Source organism: Kribbella sp. DT2 (assembly GCF_049844575.1).
GTDB lineage: Bacteria > Actinomycetota > Actinomycetes > Propionibacteriales > Kribbellaceae > Kribbella.
This window is the reverse complement of the sequence record NZ_JBNCLH010000021.1, coordinates 20,030-41,319: the sequence shown is the minus strand read 5'-3', so window position 1 is coordinate 41,319 and position 21,290 is coordinate 20,030. Positions and strand designations below refer to the sequence as shown.

The 21,290-nt window shown below is 70.1% G+C and carries 14 protein-coding genes; 6 read left to right on the top strand and 8 right to left on the bottom strand.

Going from position 1 to position 21,290, the window contains the following annotated elements; all coding sequences use genetic code 11:
- Positions 1-201 precede the first annotated feature (201 nt).
- The 6 genes from ACLQ2O_RS41810 to ACLQ2O_RS41785 all read right to left on the bottom strand — a co-directional run bounded on the left by ACLQ2O_RS41810 (position 202) and on the right by ACLQ2O_RS41785 (position 8,510).
- Positions 202-855 (bottom strand): hypothetical protein, encoded by a 654-nt coding sequence (locus ACLQ2O_RS41810; protein WP_425843440.1) that lies wholly within the window; start codon positions 853-855, stop codon positions 202-204.
- Between the two features lie 444 nt (positions 856-1,299).
- On the bottom strand, positions 1,300-4,755 hold the full coding sequence (locus ACLQ2O_RS41805) for a chromosome segregation ATPase (protein ID WP_425843438.1): 3,456 nt from the start codon (positions 4,753-4,755) through the stop codon (positions 1,300-1,302).
- The gene (locus ACLQ2O_RS41800; protein WP_425843436.1) at positions 4,752-5,405 is read right to left on the bottom strand and encodes a hypothetical protein; all 654 of its coding nucleotides are present in this window, start codon (positions 5,403-5,405) and stop codon (positions 4,752-4,754) included. The genes ACLQ2O_RS41805 and ACLQ2O_RS41800 overlap by 4 nt, the downstream gene beginning before the upstream one ends.
- A complete protein-coding gene (locus tag ACLQ2O_RS41795; RefSeq protein WP_425843434.1) occupies positions 5,402-6,178 on the bottom strand; it encodes a hypothetical protein in 777 nt (258 codons plus the stop codon). The genes ACLQ2O_RS41800 and ACLQ2O_RS41795 overlap by 4 nt, the downstream gene beginning before the upstream one ends.
- Positions 6,175-7,365 carry a hypothetical protein gene (locus ACLQ2O_RS41790; protein WP_425843432.1) on the bottom strand — a complete coding sequence of 397 codons (1,191 nt, stop codon included), beginning with the start codon at positions 7,363-7,365 and terminating at the stop codon, positions 6,175-6,177. The genes ACLQ2O_RS41795 and ACLQ2O_RS41790 overlap by 4 nt, the downstream gene beginning before the upstream one ends.
- 119 nt (positions 7,366-7,484) lie before the next feature.
- Positions 7,485-8,510: a LacI family DNA-binding transcriptional regulator gene (locus tag ACLQ2O_RS41785; protein WP_425843430.1), complete on the bottom strand. Its 1,026-nt coding sequence runs from the start codon at positions 8,508-8,510 to the stop codon at positions 7,485-7,487.
- A gap of 112 nt (positions 8,511-8,622) precedes the next feature.
- Between ACLQ2O_RS41785 and ACLQ2O_RS41780 the strand changes: the two genes are divergently transcribed.
- From ACLQ2O_RS41780 to ACLQ2O_RS41755, 6 genes are all read left to right on the top strand, one after another.
- Positions 8,623-10,233 carry a glycoside hydrolase family 13 protein gene (locus tag ACLQ2O_RS41780; protein ID WP_425843428.1) on the top strand — a complete coding sequence of 537 codons (1,611 nt, stop codon included), beginning with the start codon at positions 8,623-8,625 and terminating at the stop codon, positions 10,231-10,233.
- A 3-nt stretch (positions 10,234-10,236) separates the two neighbouring features.
- A complete protein-coding gene (locus tag ACLQ2O_RS41775; protein ID WP_425843426.1) occupies positions 10,237-11,592 on the top strand; it encodes an ABC transporter substrate-binding protein in 1,356 nt (451 codons plus the stop codon).
- Positions 11,593-11,595: 3 nt separating this feature from the next.
- Entirely contained in the window at positions 11,596-12,471 is an 876-nt protein-coding gene (locus ACLQ2O_RS41770; RefSeq protein ID WP_425843424.1) for a carbohydrate ABC transporter permease, read from the top strand.
- Positions 12,468-13,343, top strand: a complete 876-nt coding sequence (locus ACLQ2O_RS41765; RefSeq protein WP_425843422.1) for a carbohydrate ABC transporter permease — start codon at positions 12,468-12,470, stop codon at positions 13,341-13,343. The genes ACLQ2O_RS41770 and ACLQ2O_RS41765 overlap by 4 nt, the downstream gene beginning before the upstream one ends.
- 28 nt (positions 13,344-13,371) lie before the next feature.
- On the top strand, positions 13,372-15,816 hold the full coding sequence (locus tag ACLQ2O_RS41760; protein WP_425843420.1) for a carbohydrate-binding protein: 2,445 nt from the start codon (positions 13,372-13,374) through the stop codon (positions 15,814-15,816).
- Between the two features lie 156 nt (positions 15,817-15,972).
- Entirely contained in the window at positions 15,973-16,950 is a 978-nt protein-coding gene (locus ACLQ2O_RS41755) for a GDSL-type esterase/lipase family protein (RefSeq protein WP_425843418.1), read from the top strand.
- Between the two features lie 84 nt (positions 16,951-17,034).
- On the opposite strand, the gene ACLQ2O_RS41750 is transcribed toward ACLQ2O_RS41755, so the two are convergent.
- Positions 17,035-18,324 carry an SWIM zinc finger family protein gene (locus tag ACLQ2O_RS41750; RefSeq protein ID WP_425843416.1) on the bottom strand — a complete coding sequence of 430 codons (1,290 nt, stop codon included), beginning with the start codon at positions 18,322-18,324 and terminating at the stop codon, positions 17,035-17,037.
- Positions 18,321-21,266, bottom strand: coding sequence for a DEAD/DEAH box helicase (locus ACLQ2O_RS41745; RefSeq protein WP_425843414.1), 2,946 nt, complete (start codon positions 21,264-21,266; stop codon positions 18,321-18,323). Before ACLQ2O_RS41745 ends, ACLQ2O_RS41750 begins: the two co-directional genes overlap by 4 nt.
- Between the last annotated feature and the right edge of the window lie 24 nt (positions 21,267-21,290).

Below are 21,290 nucleotides of genomic sequence, written 5' to 3'. Positions count from 1 at the left end.
ACCGGGAGGTCGTGGGAGAGTAGGACGTCGCCGGACATTCACACTGTTAAGGGCCACCCCATCGGGGTGGCCCTTAATATTTCCCCCACCGCTTGTTGGCGCCTAGCGCGGCGCTGCTGGTGGGTATGCGCGGGAACAGGCGATCACCATCGCCGATGGGAACCTTGAGCGGTCGACCTTTGGTCGGCCGCTTCTTTGCGTCTAGAGGTCTTCGGGGGTGATGCCGACGAGGGCGGCCGCGGCGCAGATGTGGACCGGGGAGAGGTCGATCGGGGCTACCGGGGCCTGGAGAAGAGTGCCGCGCTCGAACGGGGTCAGATCGATGTCGATCCCGTGGGCGCCGGCGACCATGCCGCGGACGTACGTCAGCCAGCCCATGGTCGGGATGCCGCGGCGGAAGAGGCCGGCGGCGGTCGCGAGCTCGGTGTCGGCGATGCTGGCCCACTCGGGTTCCCAGATGGTGACGACTGCCCGGAGGACCTGGGCGAAGCGCTCGTACTGGATGAGAGCGTCTTCATCGCTCCAGTGCAGGGTCAGCTGGTCTGACGCGGTGGTCAGAGTGCTGCCCATGGAGAGGTCGAAGAGCCAGGGGAGCTCGCCGGTGCTCTGGAGGTGGAGTCTGGTGGTGCTGGAACCATTGGAGAGGACCTTCGTGGTTGCCTCGACCATCTCCTCGAGGGGAGTGGTGCCGTCGGCTTCCAGTACGTGGTACCCCCAGCGCTCGTCCTGGGTCCAGGCATGAACGTCGGGGAAGGCTACGGCGACTGCGGTGAGTGTTCGGCCGACGCGGAGTGCACGCTGCTCGACGGACTCGTCGCGGTGGGACCACTGGGCGCGCAGAAGCCAGGATGCCATTCACGCCCTCCGATCGGTTACCGGCTGGAGTTGCCCCACGGACGGTACGCCGCGTGATGAGGGGTTGGCCAGATGTGAGCGGTGGAAGCGGGCGACATCCCCGTTCAGCAGACGCATCACAACTCCAGTGTGAACGATCCCCGGTGTGGACCAGACCACCGGGGTGCCTATTCCGCAGTATCCCGCCCTAACCTGCCCGGTCGATGGGGTGGTTCTGGTCGGGTGCCACTTGCGGTCGGCGGCGATGCGGCCGAGGAGGTTGCGGAGGTTGAGGCCGCTCCGGAGAAAGAAGGAGTGGGCGGGGCTGGGTGATCGAGAGCGTGGCGGGCGGGTCGCCGGAACCCTGGTGGTGGGGCGAGGTGGAGCCAGCGGGCGGTGGGGCGCCGGGAATCGTGGTGACGGAAGCGGGCGCATTCCGCCCGCAGGGACGCGCCGCGGGGCGGGTTACGGGGCGTCGAGGGTGGGGGTGGGGAGGTCGAGGGTGGGGGCTGGGCCTCGGTAGGAGTCGAGCCAGGTGCGGAGGAGTTCTACTCGGGCGGCGTAGTCCTCGTTGCCCTTGACGACCGGGGCCTGGTTGTAGGGCATGGTGTCGGAGCTGCGGCGGAGTTTGACGTAGAGGCGGGAGGACGCGAGGGCGTAGCGCTCCATGTCGTCCTGGAGGGCGCCGATGACGGTGATGTTGCGGTCTCGGCCGATCTGTTCGAAGAGGGCTACTGCTTCTCGGCGGTGCTGGGAGCCCAGGTTGCGGCCCAGTTCGTCGAGGATGAGGAGGAGGGGGCGGTCACTGCCGCCGGCCAGGGCTGCGGCGCAGACGAGCTTGACGGCCTTTTCGTCCATCTGGGCGGTGTTGCCCTTGACGTTGAAGGCGGAGAACGGGCCGCCTTCGGAGCGGCGCCACTTGGGGGTGACGGTCCAGCGCCAGGGCTTGTCGGGCTCGGACGGCGGGTCGGGCTCCGGGTACTCGAGCTTCGCGCCGTAGCCGCCGTACGCCTGGTCGAGGCGGTCGAACTCGTTCGAGACGAGTCGCAGGCGGGACTTGATGCCGTCGGCAAGGGACGCGCGGTGGGCGCGGGCGGTGCTCTCGGCCTCGCCGAGGCCTTCGCGGGCGCGTTCGAGGGCCGCGTTGCGCTCGGCGCGCTGGCTGGCGATCTGCTGTTGCTGGAGGCTGTCGAAGGTCTCGTGCTGCGCGAGGTGGCTGGCCAGCGTGCGCTGCAGCGCGGGGACCAGACCGACGCGGGTGCCGAGGGTGCCGGTCGACCAGCCGTCGGGACCGTTCAGGATCTCCCACAGCTCGCTGGGGATCTCCTCCCGGGAGCGCGCGTTCGGGAAGCAACGGCGGATCACGTCGTCGAGCTGCGTCGAGGTCTGGTGGTTCCAGTCGGCCGTCGTACGGCGCTGGGTGTCGGCGGGGAGAGCGAGCAGGAACTCGGACGCCTCGTCGGCGGTACCGCCCCAGGCCGTCGTACGGGAGACGAGGTCGAGGCCGGTCTGCTCCTCGAGCAGGATCAGGCGGCGGCCGCCGAGCTCGTCGAGCAGGCGGTCGTGCTCGCGGCGGGTGGCCTCGAGGTTCTTCAGGCGCTCGTCGCGGACCAGCTGCTGGCCGGCGGCGGCTTCCGCGGACTCCTTCGCGGCCTGGAGCTGGGGAGCGAGGACGTCGCGGTCGGTCTCGTGGCGGTCGTTCTCCTCGCGCAGGGCGAGCATCTGCTCCTGCAGGTCGGAGGCCGTGCCGAGCGCTCGGGCTGCTGCCGTACGGCGTTCGGCCTGCTGGACGCGGGATCGTGCCTGCTCCAGCGCGGCGGAGGCGGCGGCGCGTGCCTCGACGGCGGATTCGACGCGGCGGCGGGCCGCCTCGATGCGGGCGGTGCGCCCGGTGATCGGCTCGTCGTGCTGGCCGACGGAAATGACGCCGGCGGGGTCGTCGATGAGTTCCTTGGTGGCGCGTGAGGCGAGCGCGGTGAAGAAGGTGTCGAGTGCGAAGCGCTTGTCAGCAGATGAAGGGCTAGAGCTCTTCTTCCTGGGAGAGCCGTTGCCGGGGCGGTTGGCCAGGACGAGAAGGAAGCCGGGGTAGCCGGCTTCGGCGAGGGCCGAGGCGGCCAGGGTCGCGTCGTCGGCGTCGACGACCACGGCTTCGCTGTACGGCGAGAGACGCGGCTCCCACTCGGCGCGGTCCCCGGCCGGGAGCTCGGTGATGTCGGTGAGGGCCCCGCAGGCGATGCCGGCGTTCTCCAGGATCTGCTGCTGCGGCGCGGACACGGTCTGGCCGCTCTCGGCCTCGCGTAACTCACCGGAAGCCTGGTCGACCGCGAGGCGGGCCGCGTGGTCGCGGCCGATGTGCTCCTCCAGTACGGCGCGGGCCTCGTCCTGCTCGGTGAGCGCTACGTCCAGCTCGCGCCCGTCGGCCGAGCGGCCGGCGTCGACCAAGCGGCGGTGCTCCTGGCCGAGCCGTTCGAGCTGCTCGCGGACCGAGCGCTGCGCCAGGTCCAGCTCGCGGTCGCGCGCGTCGAGCTTGTCCCGCTCCTGGCGAGTCAGCTGTACGTCGCGGAGGAGGTTCTCCTCGCTGCCGAACGCGTCGATCTCGGTGTCAACAGCCTCGCGCCGGGCCTCCTGCTCGGCCACGCGCTCGTCCAGGCCGGCCAGCTCGTGCAGGATCTCCGTGTTTCGGGCGTCACCGTCGACGAGGTGGCGGGCGCATCGAGCGAGCCAGGACTCCTTGGCGGCGGCCAGGGCCGAGCGGGCCGCGGCGCGCTGCAGGATGCCGGCCTCGACGGTGGCCATCTCCTGCTCCCAGCGCTGCAGGTCTGCGGCGGCCTGCTTGGTCGCCTCGCGCTGCGTGTGCTCGGCGGAGCGGTGGGCCTGCTCCTGCTCGAGCTCGTGGTCGAGGCCGGTGAGGGTCGCGATCGCGTTGAAGATGCGGGCCGGGCCGAGCTCGTTCAGCGGTTCGGCGAGCAGGTTGGCGGTGGGGCTGGAGCGGACGGACGTCGACAGGAACGAGACGCAGCGCACCTGGCCGCCGTACAGGACCTGGGAGAGCTTGTTCGCGTGGTAGTCGGTGCGGCCGTTGGAGTGGGGGAGGGCTGCCCAGAGGGCGTCGGCGCCGGCGGCGCGTTCGGACTCCGTCGCGCCGTAGGGGACGTGCAGGCCGTTCTTCCAGCGGAGGTCGAGGTACGACGCTTTGCGGTTGATGCGGATCCAGACCGTGATCGCGGCGGACTCGATCTCGGCCAGGTCGGTCAGGTCGGGGTCGGAGAAGACGCCGACGATGTAGCCGCGGTCGACGTTCGACCAGTTGCCTTCCTGGCCGGCTGCTTCTGCGGTGAACAGGAGCTCGGCTGCGCCGGGGGCTCCGCTGGTGAGGCGCCACTGGTCGTCGGCGTGGAGGAGGGACAGGGCGGCGATCCAGGAGGACTTGCCGGCGCCGTTGGAGTCGACCGGGCCTTGGCCGGCGACCGTGACGAGGCCTTGGCCGACCATGGGGATGGGGTGGGTCGAGAGGCGGGAGAGGTCGACGACCTGTACGCCGAGCAGGACCTTCGAGCCGAGGATGTCGAAGGCGCCGTCGGACGGACCGTCGGCGGTTCGCCGGGTACTCGCCTTTGGCTTCGGGTCTGCCGACGCGCTCCCGTCCGGGGCCGGCTTCGTGTCTGCCGACTTGGTCGCGTCCGGAGCCGGCTTGGCATCGGCCGTCGCGCCGGCGGCCGGGTCCGCGGCCGTGCTCGGCTCCGCCTTCGCCGACTTGGTCGCGTCTGGAGCCGGCTTCGACTTGGTCCGCTTGGTCGCGGTTGTCGGTTCGGCGGTCGCGGTCGCTGTCTTGGCGTCCGTGAGGGGTGTCTTGGTGGCGGCCGGCGTGCCTTCCGGGGCGCCCGCGGATGGGCCCGGGGGTTTGGATGCTGCGGGGCTCATGCCGCTCCCTCTTCTTCGGTGATGCCTTTGCGGGCGCGGATGGCCTCCGCGATCGGGCTGGCCGGCGCGGCTGCGAGGATCAACTGGTCCTGCAATCGGCGGCGGGCAGCCGGTGTGAGTCGCTGGAGTTGTGGGCCGGGGATGTAGCTCGGTCCGCCGGAGTGGTCGCCGGACAGCTGGATCAGGCCGGCGGCGCGGAGGCGTTGCAGGGCGAGGCGTCGTTCCTCGCCGCTGATCTTGGTTGTTCGCAGCTCGTCGACGGTGGTCGGGCGGGCCGACTTCCAGCTGTCGCCGGTGAGGATTCCCTCGCTGCGGGGGATCGCGACCGAGTGCACGAGGACCAGGACCAGTACGGCGCGGTCGACGGCGGACAGGGGTTGCCAGCCTTGGGCGGTCAGGGTCGCGGCGACGTCGTCGGCGTAGCCGGAGGTCCAGTGGGTGCCGTCGACCTTGACCAGGACGCGGCCGATGAGGGTGAGCATCTTCTGGACTTGACGGCGCAGGGTGACGTCGCGGAGACCGGGGAGCTGGACCTCGGCGACCGGGTTCGCGGAGTACTGGACGGCGCTGAACGCCGCGAGCACCTCGTCGCGCGAGCGGTCGCTGAGATCGCGCAGGATGGGATCGAAGAGGGCGTGCTGCTCGGTCATTCGGCCTCCTCCGAGGACGGAGGGGAAGAAAGCACGTCGTCCTCCGAAGGAGGGGAGGAGAGCACGTCGTCCGGAGGGGAGGAAGGCGCGTCGTCCGGAGGTACAGGGGAGGAGAGCGCGTCGTCCGGAGGGGAGGAAGGCGCGTCGTCCGAAGGTGCAGGGGAAGAGAGCTCATCCTCCGAGGGCAGCGGATCGGCCGGGGTCTCCGGCGCACGCTCGACCAGTACGGCGGCCGGCGGGTCCGGGAGGACCCGGCAGATCTCGCGGAGGGTGGCCAGGTCGCTGGTACCCCAGGTGATGGTCCGAGGACCGAGCCTGACTTCGCCAACCTTCTCGTCCCACAACAGCCAACCCGTCGAGTGAAGCCGGCGAAGGCTGCCGATGATCAGGGTCAGGTCACTCGACTGCTCCGCGCGCCCGCGCATCCCCGCGTACACCGCCTTGACCTGCGCCAACGTTCCAACAACGCCAGGCCACGCAGACCCGTCGCGCTCCGTCCAGCAGCACGCCACGCAGATCGACAGCACCCGCGCTGTCTCGTTCGGCATCTCGACCGCGACCGGCGGCGCACCAAGCTCCTCCAGTACGCCGTGCCCAGCGCCGTCCGGCAACGTCGGCAGGACCCACACACCAGACCCGTCCGGCTCCACCGCCCGCGCCAACCCGGCCACCGCAGGCGTATCGACCGGCACCTTCAACGCCCCGCCCGACTGCACTTTCGCCCACCACAAGGCGTTGTAGACGCGCCCGTTCTCGACCACCTCAGATGTCATCGCGCCACCCGCCGAAACTCACCCTCGGTCGCCCAAGGCGTCCCCGCGGCAGGATCGATCCGCATCCCGTCCGACCACACCAACTCGTAGTCCAACTCATCATGCAGGTGCGCCGCGGTCAGCTCAGCCAGCACCCGTCGCGCGGTCACCCAGTCCCCGGCGTCGTCGACCACCGAAACGATGCTCACGCTGTCCCGCCCGGCCAGCACCCGCTCGGCCTCGGCCCGCAGATCCTCGCGATCCGTCGCGGCGGCCGACTCCGGCGCCTCGGTCTCCGCCGAGGGCCGCGGCGGCGCCATCCGCGCCGTACCGGTACGCCGCCCCGTCTCGACCGCTTCCAGCATCGTCTCGGGCGAAAAGTCCGGCGCGGCCGCGTCGAACAGCAGCCCATCCAGTACGCCGGCCAACACCTCCGTGTCACTCCCACGCGTAAAGGACAGCCACGTCTCGATCGGCAGCAACCCCAGCGCCCGCGTCGTACCGGCGCGTTCGACCAGGCGTCCAGCGGCGAGCTGCACCGCGTCGGCGTACGCCGCGAGCGCCATCCGTAGCTGGGTGCAGTCGCGGTGCAGCGTCGGCCAGCGCTCGAGCACGATCCGGTGCACCTTCTCGGCCTGCTCGATCAGCCGCTCGTTACCCCAGGCGAGCTGCGCGTTCTCACGCAGCTGGGCCGTCGTACTGGTCGAGACCAGGATGGCCAGCTCGTTGCCGAGCAGCCGGAAGACCTTGGTCAGCCGCAGGATCGAGGCCTGGCCCTCGTCCTCAGTGGCGCGCGGGTCGCTGACGCTGTGCGCCTCGAGCGTGAGCAGCTGGTGCAGCTCGCCCTGACCGCCCTGGACCGACATCCGGCGCAGGAACATCAGCATCACGTACGGCGCGAACGCCGCGCGGTGGCGGAGCTCGTTGGGCCGGTCGACGAGCTTGGTGATGGCGCCGTACTGCCGCAGCACCTCGAAGCGGCGGACCACCAGGTCGTGCGGGAAGGCGCGGCAGGCCTGCGTCGCCTGCTCGACGGTCATCCCGTCGCTGCCGGCCTCGGCGAACGCGTCCAGGATCGCCTGGTCGACGTCGAGCAGTTCCGGGTCGACGATCATCGCCCCGGCCTCGCGGGCGAGCACGGCGAACACCTGCCGGTAGACCCGAAGCACCGCGGCTTCCGCCTCGGCGTCCAGCAACGTGGCGTCCATCGCACCTCCTCCCGTCGGTCACCGCCCCGAATTCGGCGACCAGACAAGGGACTCTAGCGACCAGGACCCACAGACCGAAAACCGACCGACCGTGTTCCTGTGGACAACCGAAAAGGCAACTACACCGACCGCGGCGCGGCGGTCGATTCCCGCGTGATCAGCCGGACGTCCAGCGTGATCGGATCGGCCGGGTGCTCGGCGCGTTCGACCGCGGCCAGCAGCAGCCGTACGGCGATCGCCGCCTTCCGCGGGATGTCCTGCGCGATCGTGGTCAGCTTCGGCGTCACGTACCGGCTCAGGTCCAGGTCGTCGAAGCCGAGCACGGACACGTCGCCCGGAACCGAGCAGCCCGCCTCGGCCAGCCCCTCCATGATCCCGATCGCCAGGATGTCCGCGGTCGCGAAAACGGCTGTCGCGTCAGCATGCGCCGAAGCCAACCCGAGCCCCAGCGCCAACCCCGAAGCGTGATCCGTGGTCTCGACCGTCACCAGCCGCTCGGTCCATCGCAGCCCCGCCTCGGCAAAAGCCGCCCGGAACCCCTCGTACCGCTGATGCACCACACCCACGTCCGAGAACGCCGGCCCCGCGAACACGATCTCGCGGTGCCCCAGCGCGAGCAGATGCCGGGCAGCGAGCAGAGCACCCGTGTAGTCATCAGACCGTACGCCGGTAGTCAGCGGGTTGGCCGAGTAGCTGTCGATCGCCAGCAACGACACCTTGCCGACACCGGAAGCGACCAGCCGGTCGATCTCCTCGTCCAGGAACCCGAGCAGCACCGCGCCGTCCAGGCTCCACGACTGCAGCGCCTCGGCGACCTCGGCCGGCTGCGAGATCCCGCGCAGCAGCAGGTGGTACCCGCCCTTGCGCAGCTCGCGCTCGATCAGCCCGACGATCGCGACGTTGTGCGGGCTGATCATCAGACTGTCCTCGTCGGCGGCCGGGACGAGCAGGCCGATCAGCCGCGACGACTTGGCCGCGAGGCTGCGCGCGGACGCGCTCGGCACGTAGCCGCGCTCGGCGACGATGCGCTGGATCCGCTCGATCGTGTCCGGTGAGACGCGCGCCCGCTTGCCGTTCACCACGTTCGACACCGTCATCATGCTGACCCCGGCCTCGTCGGCGATGTCCTTCAGCGTGACCCGCACCGGATCTCCTCCCGACCTGTTGACAATCCCGATTCCCAGACTCTACGGTCCACCACAAGGTGGAGCGCTAAACCTATCATCAAACAAGGCGTTCCGGGACAGGGAGTGGACGATGGAGCCGAGCCTCGAGCCGGCGGTAGCGGCCTCGAAAGACTGGTGGCGCGATGCCGTGATCTACCAGATCTACCCGCGCAGCTTCGCCGACGGCAACGGTGACGGGACCGGCGACCTGGCCGGCGTACGGGCTCGCCTGCCGTACCTGAAGAGCCTCGGCGTCGACGCGCTCTGGTTCACCCCGTGGTACCTGTCGCCGCTGGCCGACGGCGGGTACGACGTCGCCGACTACCGGGTGATCGACCCGGCGTTCGGGACCGTCGAGCAGGCCGAGCAACTGATCGCCGCGGCTGAATCGTTAGGCATCCGAACGATTATCGACGTGGTCCCGAACCACATCTCCAGCGAGCACGTCTGGTTCCGCGCGGCGCTGGCGGACGAGCCAGGAGCCCGCGAGCGTTTCTGGTTCCGTGAGAGCGAGGAGCTGCCGACCGAGTGGGTCTCCAGCTTCTCCGGTGACACCTGGACCAGGACCAAGAACGCGGACGGTACGCCGGGGGACTGGTACCTGCACCTGTTCACCCCCGAGCAGCCCGACCTCAACTGGAACCACCCCGACGTGCACCGCGAGCACGAGGCCATCCTCCGCTTCTGGTTCGACCGCGGCGTCGCCGGCATCCGGATCGACTCGGCCACCATGCCGGTCAAGGACCCAGCCTTCCCGAACCTCCAGGACACCGAGCAGCACCCGTACGTCGACCGCGACGGCGTCCACGACATCTACCGGGAATGGCGCGCGGTCGCCGACGAGTACGACCCGCCAAGAGTCCTGGTCGGCGAGATCTGGCTGGCCGACCCCGAGCGCTTCGCCCGCTACCTGCGCCCGGACGAGATCCACACCGCGTTCAACTTCGATCTGATGGGCCGGCCCTGGGACGCCGCCGAGCTGCGCGACTCGATCGAGACCACGCTGGCCGCGCACGCGCCGGTCAACGCCCCCGCGACCTGGGTGCTGTCGAACCACGACGTCACCCGCCCGGTCACCCGCTACGGCCGTGAGGACACCTCGTTCTCCTTCGCCACCAAGCGGTTCGGCGTACCGACAGACCTCGAGCAAGGCACCAGAAGAGCCCGCGCCGCCGCGTTGCTGACCGCGGCCCTTCCGGGTTCGCTCTACCTCTACCAAGGCGACGAGCTCGGCCTCCCCGAGGTCGAGGACCTGCCGCGCGACGCCCTGCAGGACCCGATCTTCCACCGTTCGGCCGGTCAGGACCCCGGTCGCGACGGCTGCCGAGTTCCGTTGCCCTGGACAACGACCGGCGCGAGCTTCGGCTTCAACAGCCAGGGCTTCACGCCGTGGCTGCCGCAGCCTGCGGACTGGGCAACCAGGTCCGTGGAAGCGCAGGAGCATGACCCGGACTCGATGCTCCACCTCTACCGGGCAGCCCTGAAACTCCGGAACCAGCTGCCAAAACCCTTCGCCTGGCACGAGCTCAACCACCAGGACCTGATCGCCTTCACCCGCGGCGAGATCCTCTGCCTGGTCAACTTCGGACCCGCAGTCGCCCTGCCGCCCCAGTACGAAGTCCTGCTCGCCAGTACGACGGTCGCCGGCGAGCTCCCCACCGATGCCGCTGCCTGGCTCCGGCCGATCCCCTCAGGAGTTTGACCCATGAAGAAGCTGATCACCCCGCTCATCCTGGTGGGCCTGCTCGCCGCGACCGCCTGCAGCGAAAACAACCCCGAGCAAGCCGACACCGGCCCAACCACCCTGAAGGTCGCCCGCGACCCCGGCCTCGACAAGGGTGCGCTCGCCGCGTTCGACGAGCGGGTCGCGCAGTTCGAGAAGGCCAACCCGACCATCGACGTCCAGCCGCAGGAGTACAACTGGACGGCGACCACGTTCACCGCCCAGCTCGCCGGCGGCACGCTGCCCGACGTATACACCGTCCCGTTCACCGACGGCCGCGGCCTGATCGAACGCAAGCAGGTCGCCGACATCAGCGGTCTGGTCAGCAGCCTCCCGTACGGCGCGAAGTTCAGCCCGAACGTCGCCAAGTCGGGTCAGGGCGAGGACGGCAAGATGTGGGCCGTCCCGATCGCGGCGTACGGGCAGGCCTTGCACTACAACCGGACCCTGTTCAAGCAGGCCGGTCTGGACCCCGACAAGCCTCCGGCGACCTGGGACGAAGTACGAAGCGCCGCCCAGCAGATCGCCGAGAAGACCGGCAAGGCCGGCTATGCCCAGCTGACCAGCGACAACACCGGCGGCTGGATCCTCACCACGCTCGACTACGCCTTCGGTGGCCGCGCGGAGAAGATCGACGGCGACAAGGCCAGCGCCGAGATCGACACCCCGCAGATGGCCGAGGTGCTCCAGTTGCTGAAGGACATGCGCTGGACCGACAACTCCATGGGCGCCAACTTCCTCTACGACTGGGGCAGCATCAACCAGGCGTTCGCGGCCGGCCAGATCGGCATGTACGTCTCCGGCGGCGGCAACTACGGCTCGCTGTTCACGCAGAACGCGCTCAAGCCGGCCGACTACGGCGTGACCGTCGTACCGCTGAAGGACTCGCCGGACGCCGGTGTCCTCGGCGGTGGCACGCTGGCCACGGTCAGCGCGAAGGCCAACGAGGCGACGAAGGCCGCGGCGGTCAAGTGGATCGACTTCTACTACCTGAAGAAGCTGATCGACAAGGACTCCGCCGTGCTGGACGCGAAGACGACGGCCGCCTCCAAGCAACCGGTCGGGGCGCCGCAGTTGCCGGTCTTCGACAAGGCGACGTACGACGAGTCGCTCACTTGGGTGAAGGACTACGTCAACGTGCCGCTGGCGCAGATGGCGCCGTACACGGACAAGATGTTCGACCAGCCGCTGGTGACCGAGCCGTCCCGCTCGACCCAGGAGGTCTACAAGGTGCTCGACCCGGTGGTGCAGACGGTGCTGACCAAGAAGGACGCCGACATCGCCGACCTGCTGAAGAAGGCCGACGCCGAGGCGCAGGCCCTGCTGGACCGGAACTGACCGATGCGCACTTCCTCCAAAGGCGCGCTGGTCTTCCTGCTGCCGCTGCTGGTGGTCTTCGGGCTGTTCTCCTGGTTCCCGATCGGCCGGGCGGTGGTGATGAGCTTTCAGGAGACCAACCTGGTCACCCCGCCGACGTTCGTCGGGCTGCAGAACTTCCAGGACGTCCTGGCCGACCCCCTGCTGTGGACGGCGGTCAAGAACACCCTGTACTTCGCTCTGCTCGCCCTGCTCTTCGGGTACCCGGTCCCGCTGCTCGCAGCGGTGCTGATGAGTGAGGTACGCCGGTTCAAGGGGCTCTACAGCGCACTGGCCTACCTGCCCGTCGTCATCCCGCCGGTGGTCGCCGTACTGCTCTGGAAGTTCTTCTACGACGCATCGCCGACCGGAGTCTTCAACACCATCCTCGGCTGGGCCGGCCTCGGCCCGGTGGCGTGGCTGCAGGACTCCGGCTCGGCGATGCCCTCCCTGGTCCTGGAGGCGACCTGGGCGGCAGCGGGCGGCACGGTGATCATCTACCTGGCCGCACTGACCGGAGTCTCCACCGACCTGTACGAGGCGGCCGAGATCGACCGGGCGTCGATCTGGCGCAAGGTCTGGCACGTCACGCTCCCGCAGCTGCGGGGGATCCTGCTGATCACGTTCATCCTGCAGATCGTTGGTACCACCCAAGTGTTTCTCGAGCCGTTCCTGTTCACCGGCGGCGGCCCGGCCAACTCGACCACCACGATCCTGCTGCTGATCTACAACTACGCCTTCGCCAACAGCCTCGGCGGCGCGTACGGCTCGGCGACCGCGTTGAGCATCATGCTCGCGGTCGTGCTCGGCCTGCTGTCCGCGCTCTACTTCCGCCTGACCCGATCCTGGAGCACCTCATGAGCAGGGGCATCCTGTCCGACTCCGACTGGCGCCGGCCAGGCATCCGGCGTACGTCGTACGGCGTGCACGCGGTGCTGCTCCTGCTGCTGTTCCTGGTCGGTCTCGGCCCGATGCTGTGGCTCGCGAAGGGAGCCCTGACCTCGACGCAGGACACCCTGCGCGCACCGCTCGCGCTCTGGCCGAACGGGATCGACTGGGCCAACCTGTCGACCGCGTGGACCCGGGTCGAGATCGACAAGTACTTCTTCAACACCGTCGTCCTGGCGGCCGGCTCCTGGCTCGTCCAGTTGCTGGTGGCAACGACCGCCGGGTACGCGCTGGCGGTGCTCAGGCCGCGCTACGGCAAGATCCTGACCGGTGTCGTCCTGGCGACGCTGTTCGTCCCGTCGGTCGTGCTGCTGGTCCCGCTCTACCTCACGGTCGTCGACCCGCCGCTGCTGAAGGTGTCGCTGATCAACTCGTTCTGGGCGGTCTGGTTGCCGGCCGGGGCGAACGCGTTCAACATCCTGCTCGTGCAGCGGTTCTTCGCGAACCTGCCGCGCGAGGTGTTCGAGGCCGCGCGGGTCGACGGCGCCGGTCCGTACCGGCTGTTCTGGTCCGTCGTCCTGCCGATGTCGCGGCCGATCCTCGGGGTGGTCTCGGTGTTCGCCGTGATCGCCGCGTGGAAGGACTTCCTCTGGCCGCTGCTGGTCCTGCCCGATCCCGATCGTCAGCCGCTGTCGGTGCGGCTGCCCGCGTTGCAACGGTTCGTCGAGCTCGACGTGTTCCTGGCCGCGCTCGCGATCTCCACCGTCATCCCGGTCGCACTGTTCCTGGTGTTCCAGCGCCTCTTCCTGAAGTCCGGGGCGCTGGGCGGTGCCGTCAAGGGATGAACCACCCCACCCAGAGAAGGGCCCGCCCATGCCCAGATTCCGACTCGCCGCTGTTCTAACGCTCGTCCTGGCGGCACTGACCACCACTCCAGCCCACGCCGCCGCGCTCGAAGCCGAGAGCGCAGCACTGTCCGGCGGCGCGACAACCCAGACCGAGCACGCCGGCTACACCGGTACGGCGTACGTCGGTGGTTACACCGACGGCAACAAGGGGAACGCCGCAACGACCTTCACCGTGTCGTCGGCGCAAGCCGGAACCGGTACGGCGACCCTGCGCTACGCCAACGGCACCGGCGTCACGATGACGCTGTCCCTGTACGTCGGCGGGTCCAAGCTACGCCAGATCAACCTCCCCGCGACCGGCGGCTGGGCGAACTGGGGCACGTCGGCCGAATCCGTCCCACTCACAGCCGGTGCCAACACCATCGCCTACCGCTTCGACAGCTCCGACTCCGGCAACGTCAACGTCGACAACCTGAACGTCTCCGCGCCCGTCCCGCCCTCGGACGGCACCGGCCTCGAAGGCGGCTTCCTCTCCGGCGGCGCGAGCATCGGTACCGGCGTCAGCGGTTTCACCGGCAGCGGCTACGTCACCCTGAACAACCAAGGCAGCCGCGTCATCCGCACCGTCAAACTCAATGCCGCAGGCAACATCAACACCACCCTGCGCTACAACAACTCGACCGGTAGTCCCAAGACGCTCAGCGTCTACGCGAACGGCGTGAAGACCGGCCAGGTCTCGTTGCCCGCGGCCACCGGCTGGGCGACGACGCAACAGTCCCTGCCGCTCCGCAAGGGACTCAACCTGATCGGCTACCAGTACGACAACGGTGACAGCGGCAACGTTGCCCTCGACGACGTCACCGTCACGGGCGCGACCGCCCTCGCGACCCGTGGCGCGACCGTCGGCTACACCGAGTACGAGGCTGAGAACGGCAGCACGAACGGCACGGTCCTCGGCCCGGATCGCACGTACCGGACCATCCCGTCGGAGTCCTCCGGCCGCCGCGCGGTCCGGCTCGACAACGCCGGCAAGTACAACCAGTTCACACTCACCCAGCCGACCAACTCGCTGGTCGTGCGCTACTCGATCCCGGACAACGCGGCCGGGACCGGCAGCACCGCTCCGCTCGGGATCTACGCGGGCGGCACGAAGGTCAAGGACGTCACGCTCACCTCGGCGTACAGCTGGGTCTACGGGCTCTACCCGTTCCCGAACGACCCGGGACTCGGCAACGGCCACCGCTTCTACGACGAGGTCCGTACGACGCTGCCGAGCTACCCGGCCGGGACCGTGCTGAAGCTGCAGAACAACGGGTCGAGCCCGATCACCGTCGACCTGATCGACACCGAGGTCGTCGCGCCGGCGCTGACCGCACCGGCCGGCGCGCTCGACGTCACGGCGTACGGCGCGACCTCGGGCTCCGGCGACGACACCAACGCCTTCACCACAGCGATCAGCGCGGCCAAGTCGCAGGGCAAACCGCTCTGGGTCCCGGCCGGGACGTTCGACCTGACCAACCGGCTGACCGTCGACAACGTGACGATCCGCGGCGCCGGGATGTGGCACACCACGATCCGTGGCACCAACGGGCTCGGTGGGTTCGTCGGGGCCGGCAGCAACATCCAGCTGGCCGACTTCACCTTCGCGGGTGACGTCCGGTACCGCGATCCCGACGGCGTCGTCACCACGCACGCGGCGATGGAGGGCAACTTCGGCACCGGCTCGCTGATCCACAACCTTTGGGTCGAGCACGCGAAGGTCGGGCTCTGGGTCAACAACGCCGACGGGCTGTACATGGCCGGCGTACGGATCCGGAACACGTTCGCCGACGGCGTGAACCTGAACAACACCGTCAGCAACTCCCGCGTCGACCAGAGCGTGCTGCGCAACACCGGCGACGACGCGCTGGCGATGTGGTCGTTCAGCGCGTCGGTGACCAACAGCGCGTTCACGTTCAACACCGTCCAGTCGCCCGCCCTGGCCAACGGCGCCGCGATCTACGGCGGCAACGGGAACCGGATCGAGGACAACCTGGTCTCCGACACCGTCTACACGGCGTCCGGGATCACCGTCTCCACGTGGCACGGCGCCCAGCCGTTCGCCGGTACGACGGTCGTCCAGCGCAACACGATCACCCGGGCCGGCGGGTTCAACACCGACTGGAACAGCAGTCAGGGCGGGCTCTGGATCTACGCCGAGTCCCGCGACATGACGGCGCCGGTGCTGATCAAGGACGTCGACATCATCGACAGCACGTACCAGGGCATCCTGATGACCTGGCAGCGGCCCATCACCAACATCACCTTCGACCACGTGAAGGTGAGCGGCGCCGGGACGTACGGCATCGAGATCTTCAGCCCCGGCTCCGGCACCTTCAACCACGTCACCGTCTCCGGCACGGGCAGCGGCGGCCTCAACAACACCACCGGCTACACGCTCAACCGCGGCCCGGGAAACTCCGGCTTCTGAGTAGCCGCCGGCACCCGGGGCGGCCGTCCGTCCCGGGTGCCGGCGCGCACGTGATGGCACCGCGGTGCCTCGCCCGTCCCGGGGGACCGGGGCGGGTGCCGGCGCCTCGTTCGTGCCGGGGAGAATGGCCCGGTCGTCGTACCGAGGAGATGTGCTGTGACGTTCGTGCCGGGTGAAGTGGTCGCGCCGGGGGATCCGCGGATCCTGCTCGAAGGCCAGTGGGGACATCAGCCAGGGCTGGCGGTCACCGTCAACTCCGGGTCGCGGCTGTCGTTCGGGTTCAGCGGGACCGGCCTGCAGGTGCTGTTCGACACCGACGGGCTCGAGGTCGCGCCGCACCTGTGGGTCACCGTCGACGACGGCGAGCCGACGCTGCACCTGATCGAGCAGCCGGTGCTCGAGCTGAGCGTCGACGACGGCCGGCACACGGTCGAGCTCGTGGTGAAGGACGTCAACGAGTTCGTCAACCGGTGGGAGCCGCCGTTCGCGTGCGCGGTGAGCTTCGCCGGCCTGATCCTCGACGACCGGACGACGTTGCGGCTCGGCGCCCAGCCGGGCGGTCCGCGGTTCGAGTTCTACGGCGACTCGATCACGCAGGGCGTGCGCGCGCTGAGCGCCGATCCCGAGTCGGCGGGCGCTGACGGGACGAAGGCCTACGCGTACCTGACCGCCCGCGCGTTCGGCGCCACGTCGTACCAGGTCGGCTTCGGTCGCCAGGGCGTCATCAAGCCGGGCAACGGCGGCGTCCCGGCGGGTCCGGAGTCGTTCGGCTGGAACTTCGCCGGCTCCCGCGCGCTCCGGATCGCCGCTCCCGACCTGGTCGTACTCAACCTCGGCGTGAACGACGACTCGCTGAGCGCAGACCAGTACGCCGACTACGTCCGCGTCGTCCGGGCGGCGTACCCGGGCAGCACGATCGTTGCCGTGAGCCCGTTCAGCGGCAAGTACGCCGAGGAGATCGCGGCCGGGGTGAAGTCCCTCGACGATCCGGCGGTCCACTCCGTCCCGACGACCGGCTGGATCACCGAGGCCGACTGCACCGACGGCCTGCACCCGTCGGTCGTCGGTCACGCCAAGATCGCCGAGCGCCTCGTGCCGGTGCTGCGGGAGATCACGGGCCTGCGGCTGCGCTGAAGTTCCCGCTCACCCCTGAGGCCGTGGCTACGCTGGAGTTCCCGCTCACCCCTGATCACGCGGCTCGCCACGGCGTACGTCGACTCACGGTAGGTCGCGTGGATCCGCCGCCGGGGGACCGGCGAGCGTCCAGTCGCCGAAGTGCTCGGTGAACAGGTACCACAGCCCGTCCCGCCCGAGCCGCAGCTGCCGTCGCCCGGACGTCAGCCGGTTCTTCTCGACGCGCGGCCCATCGGCCCACGCCGGACCTCGGCTCGCGCCAGCCAGCCGGCCGCCGTCGTTCTCCAGCGCGGCCATCGCCGCCTCGCCCTCGGCCAACGCGCCAGGCGCCGGCGTGAACGACTCGACGGCAACCGCCAACCCACCCGCGCCACCCTCTCGCCACGCGACAGCCCAGCTCGTCAGCTTCCTCGACGAAACCCCGGCCCGGTGCGCGAGATCGGCCAGCGCCGCTCGGCCGAGCACCTCGGCCGCCCGCCGCGCGACGTCCTGCTTGAAGGTCAGCGACAACCCGCCGTCCCCGTCCCCGACAGCCAACTCCCAGGCCCGCCGCGCGGCGTCCGTCGCGAGCAGGACCAGATCCGGTCCCTCGATCCCCGACGACCGAGGCGGCGCCAACGCCAGCACCGCAGCCGGCACCCCCGCCTGCCCACCCGGTCGCAACGGCGTCGGCACCGGCCCCGGCGTCGCGGCAAAACCCTGCCGCGCCAGTACGCCGGAAGGCTTCACCTTCACCGTGCTCGGAGCCGACTTCCGCCGCGCCCGAAGCCCGGCAAGCAGCTCGTCCCGCCGCCGCCCACGCAGCAGCATCAACGCGAACGGATCATCGTCCAACGCGTCGGTGATCAGGTAGCAGACCGCCGCCGAATGCTTGCAGGGAACGGCAAAGTCCGGGCAGTTGCACGCGGTCCGCACCTCACCCGCACCCGGCAGCAGCTCCAGCCCAGCAGCCTGTACGTCGTCCACGAGCTCCGGCGGCAGCTCGCCGTCGAGCAACGCCGCGACCCGCCCGATCTGCGCCGACACCACGTCGAGCACCGCGTCCCACTCGGCATCCGTGAACGCTCTGACCTCCACAGTCACCCCGTACGGCGTGACGCGGCTGCCCTGCACCTCCGCCCGGACGACGCCCGGGGCAACCGTCAGCTCCAGCACGCTCCCGCGCCGCGCGTACGAGCGTCCGCGGCTCAGCCGGTTCGGATCGAGCCGAGCCCGGTGCTCCAGCGCCTCGAGCCAGGCCTTGCCCCACCACGTCGTACCGAATGGTCGTCGCGCGCCCGGTCCCTTGGCCGCGGGCAATCCGGCGTTCTCGCCGCCGCCGCGCCAGTTGCGCCACGGCGCGCGTTCGCGGGCCGGGGTCTCGTCGGTACTCACGGCGCCACTCCTCCGGTCGGCGTTTTCCCAACAGCAGAAGGGTTGTGGGCACTCGCCGACCCGGCCTTCACCGGCGCCGTCGTCAGCTCGACCAGCTCAGTCAGCTCCGTGTCCGACAGCTCGCTCAGCCACGCCTCGCCCGAGCCGATCACGGCATCCGCCAGGTCACGCTTGGCCGCGATCACCGTCGCGATCCGGTCCTCGAGCGTGTTCTCGGTGACGAGCCGGTGCACCTGCACCGGCTGGTCCTGCCCGATCCGGTACGCGCGGTCCGTCGCCTGATCTTCGACCGCCGGGTTCCACCAGCGGTCGTAGTGCACGACGTGGGTCGCCTTGGTCAGCGTCAGCCCGACGCCACCCGCCTTGAGCGACAGCAGGAACACCTGCTGCTCACCGGCCTGGAACTGCTCGACCATCTGCTCGCGCCGGCGGACGCCGATGCCGCCGTGCAGGAACAGCGACCCGATCTGCCGCGCCGCCAGGTGCGCCTCGATCAGGCGGCCCATTTCGACGTACTGGCTGAAGATCAGCACCGACTCGCCCTCGGCGAGGATGACGTCGAGCAGCTCGTCGAGCGCCGCGAGCTTGCCGGAGCGCCGGGGGAGCGGACCGGGCTCGTGCAGGAACTGCGCCGGGTGGTTGCAGACCTGCTTGAGCTGCGTGAGCAGGCTCAGCACCAGGCCGCGCCGCTCGATCCCCTTCGCCTGCTCGATCCTGGCCAGCGTCTCCCGGGCGACCGCCTGGTACAGCGTCGCCTGCTCGGTCGTCAGCGGTACGACGACGTCGTGCTCGGTCTTCGGCGGCAGCTCCGGCGCGATCCCGGGATCGATCTTGCGCCGCCGCAGCAGGAACGGCCGGGTCACTCGGGCGAGCCGGGCGGTCGCCTCGGCGTCGTGGTACCGCTCGACCGGTACGGCGAGGCTCTGGCGGAACCGCTCGAGCGTGCCGAGCAGGCCGGGCGCGGCCCAGTCCAGGATCGACCACAGCTCGGACAGCCGGTTCTCCACCGGCGTACCGGTGAGGGCGATTCTGGTTGCTCCTGGCAACGTCCTGAGCGCGCGGGCGGTTCGGGAGAGCGGGTTCTTCGCGTGCTGGGCCTCGTCGGCCACGACCAGGCCCCAGCGGAGCTCGCCGAGCACGCGATGGTCCTGCCGGACCACGCCGTACGTCGTGAGCACGACCTCGTCCTCACCGAGATCGCTCAACGACCGAGCCCCGCCGTGATAGCGCCGTACGGCGACAGCAGGCGCGAACTTCGCGAACTCGCGCTCCCACGTCCCGAGCAGCGTCGACGGGCAGACCACCAGCGTCGGCCCGCGGCCGCGCCCGGACAGGTGGAGGTGCAGCGCGATCACCTGGATCGTCTTGCCCAGGCCCATGTCGTCGGCCAAGCATCCGCCCAGGCCTAGCTCCGCGAGCTGTGCCATCCAGGCGACGCCGCGGCGCTGGTAGTCGCGCAACGTCGCGTGCAGTCCTGCGGGCTCGGCGAAGAGTTCGCCCTCGCCGGCGGACTCGTGCGCTGTCGGTCCGGACTCGTCCGTGGCCGGGGCCCGGTTGGCTCCTGGGCCCGTGCGCAGCCGGTCGACCATCGTCTCCAGCGAACCGCTCGGCTCGAACGCGACCAACTCGCCGTCCACCTCGACCCGCCCGGTGAGCGCCGCCGCGAGCGCCTCGGCCCCGGTCAGCTTGCGCGACGTACCCCGGCGGAGCTTGCGAACCAGGTCCTGGTCGATGCGCACCCAGCGGCCGCGCATCCGGATCATCGGGCGCTTCGCCTCGGCCAGCGCGGTGATCTCCTGCTCGGTCAGCTCCGACCCGTCCAGGGTCGGCCGCCACTTGAACGCCAGCAGGTCCTGCAGGTTGAAGTCCGGTCCACTCACCGCCGTCGGCGTCGGAGTCGCCTGTACCGAGCCGCGCACAGCCAGCTCGCCGGCGAAGAGCTCAGCCGGCCAGAGCACCTCGATGCCCGCGCCGTCGAGCGCCGTACTGTCTGCGGCCAGGTCGTCCAGCGCGTCGTCGTCGATGGTGATGTCAGCGGGCGCTGCGTCCTCCAGCGCGGCAGTCAGCGGCGGCCACACGCGTGCACCTCGCCGCAACGCCAGCAGGAGGTCCGTCTCGGCCCGCTCGCCCAGTGCGGCCAGTACGGCGGGAGGTGCGCTCCACACGTCGGCCACGTCCACCAGCAGGCTGGGGTCGACCCCACTCCGCAGCTGCAGCACAGCCCGGAAGTCCTCCAGGTGATCAGGCGGCTCGATCCGCAGCACCAGCCGCGCGCCGGCCTCCTCCGCCAGCGCCGTCTCACTCAGCCAGTCAGTCGGCCCGGTCAGCTCCCGCGGCTCCACCTCAGCGAACGCCGCCGCCCCAGCCCGTACGGCGACCGCCGCCGCGGGAGTCCGCACGAGGGTGTCGGCCAGCGCATCCCAGAACGCCCGCACCAGCTCGTCAGCACCCATCAGCCGCAACGGCTTGGAGCCCGCCACCGGCAGAGCATGCCCGTACGCCGGCATCGCGGCGGCCAGGTTCTTCAACCAGCCCCGATCCATCGGATCGAGCGGAGCCACCCGCCAGGCCCCGAACCCGGCCGAGCTCACCTCGGGCACGATCCGGCCGCGCCCGATCAGCCCGAACCCGGCCCACAGAGCGGCTGCCCACGCCCGCCGACTCCCGCTGCCCGCAACCGTGCCCCACCCCGCGGCCGCTCCGCCCGTCGCGCTGGACCCCGCCTCCCAGGTCCCGGCGCCCGCCGCGCTGACTTCGTCGACACTCAGGTACTCGATCGCTTCCTCGACCGTCAACAGCTGCGCCGGCACCATCACCCGCCGCACCCGGTCCCCGCGCGGCTGCACCAGCTCGATCCGCTCGTCCCCGTCCACGCCCTCGCCGTACAGCGCCAGCCGGCCCGCGCGCGGCGGGTCGGCAGGCAGGAAGACGACCTCGACCACGCACGCAGGCTACGCGGCCGCACC

Excerpts from the sequence above, each read along its gene's own strand:
- ACLQ2O_RS41810 (WP_425843440.1), bottom strand. The coding sequence starts at position 855 with ATGGCATCCTGGCTTCTGCGCGCCCAGTGGTCCCACCGCGACGAGTCC.
- ACLQ2O_RS41805 (WP_425843438.1), bottom strand. The coding sequence starts at position 4,755 with ATGAGCCCCGCAGCATCCAAACCCCCGGGCCCATCCGCGGGCGCCCCG.
- ACLQ2O_RS41800 (WP_425843436.1), bottom strand. The coding sequence starts at position 5,405 with ATGACCGAGCAGCACGCCCTCTTCGATCCCATCCTGCGCGATCTCAGC.
- ACLQ2O_RS41795 (WP_425843434.1), bottom strand. The coding sequence starts at position 6,178 with ATGACATCTGAGGTGGTCGAGAACGGGCGCGTCTACAACGCCTTGTGG.
- ACLQ2O_RS41790 (WP_425843432.1), bottom strand. The coding sequence starts at position 7,365 with ATGGACGCCACGTTGCTGGACGCCGAGGCGGAAGCCGCGGTGCTTCGG.
- ACLQ2O_RS41780 (WP_425843428.1), top strand. The coding sequence starts at position 8,623 with ATGGAGCCGAGCCTCGAGCCGGCGGTAGCGGCCTCGAAAGACTGGTGG.
- ACLQ2O_RS41775 (WP_425843426.1), top strand. The coding sequence starts at position 10,237 with ATGAAGAAGCTGATCACCCCGCTCATCCTGGTGGGCCTGCTCGCCGCG.
- ACLQ2O_RS41770 (WP_425843424.1), top strand. The coding sequence starts at position 11,596 with ATGCGCACTTCCTCCAAAGGCGCGCTGGTCTTCCTGCTGCCGCTGCTG.
- ACLQ2O_RS41765 (WP_425843422.1), top strand. The coding sequence starts at position 12,468 with ATGAGCAGGGGCATCCTGTCCGACTCCGACTGGCGCCGGCCAGGCATC.
- ACLQ2O_RS41760 (WP_425843420.1), top strand. The coding sequence starts at position 13,372 with ATGCCCAGATTCCGACTCGCCGCTGTTCTAACGCTCGTCCTGGCGGCA.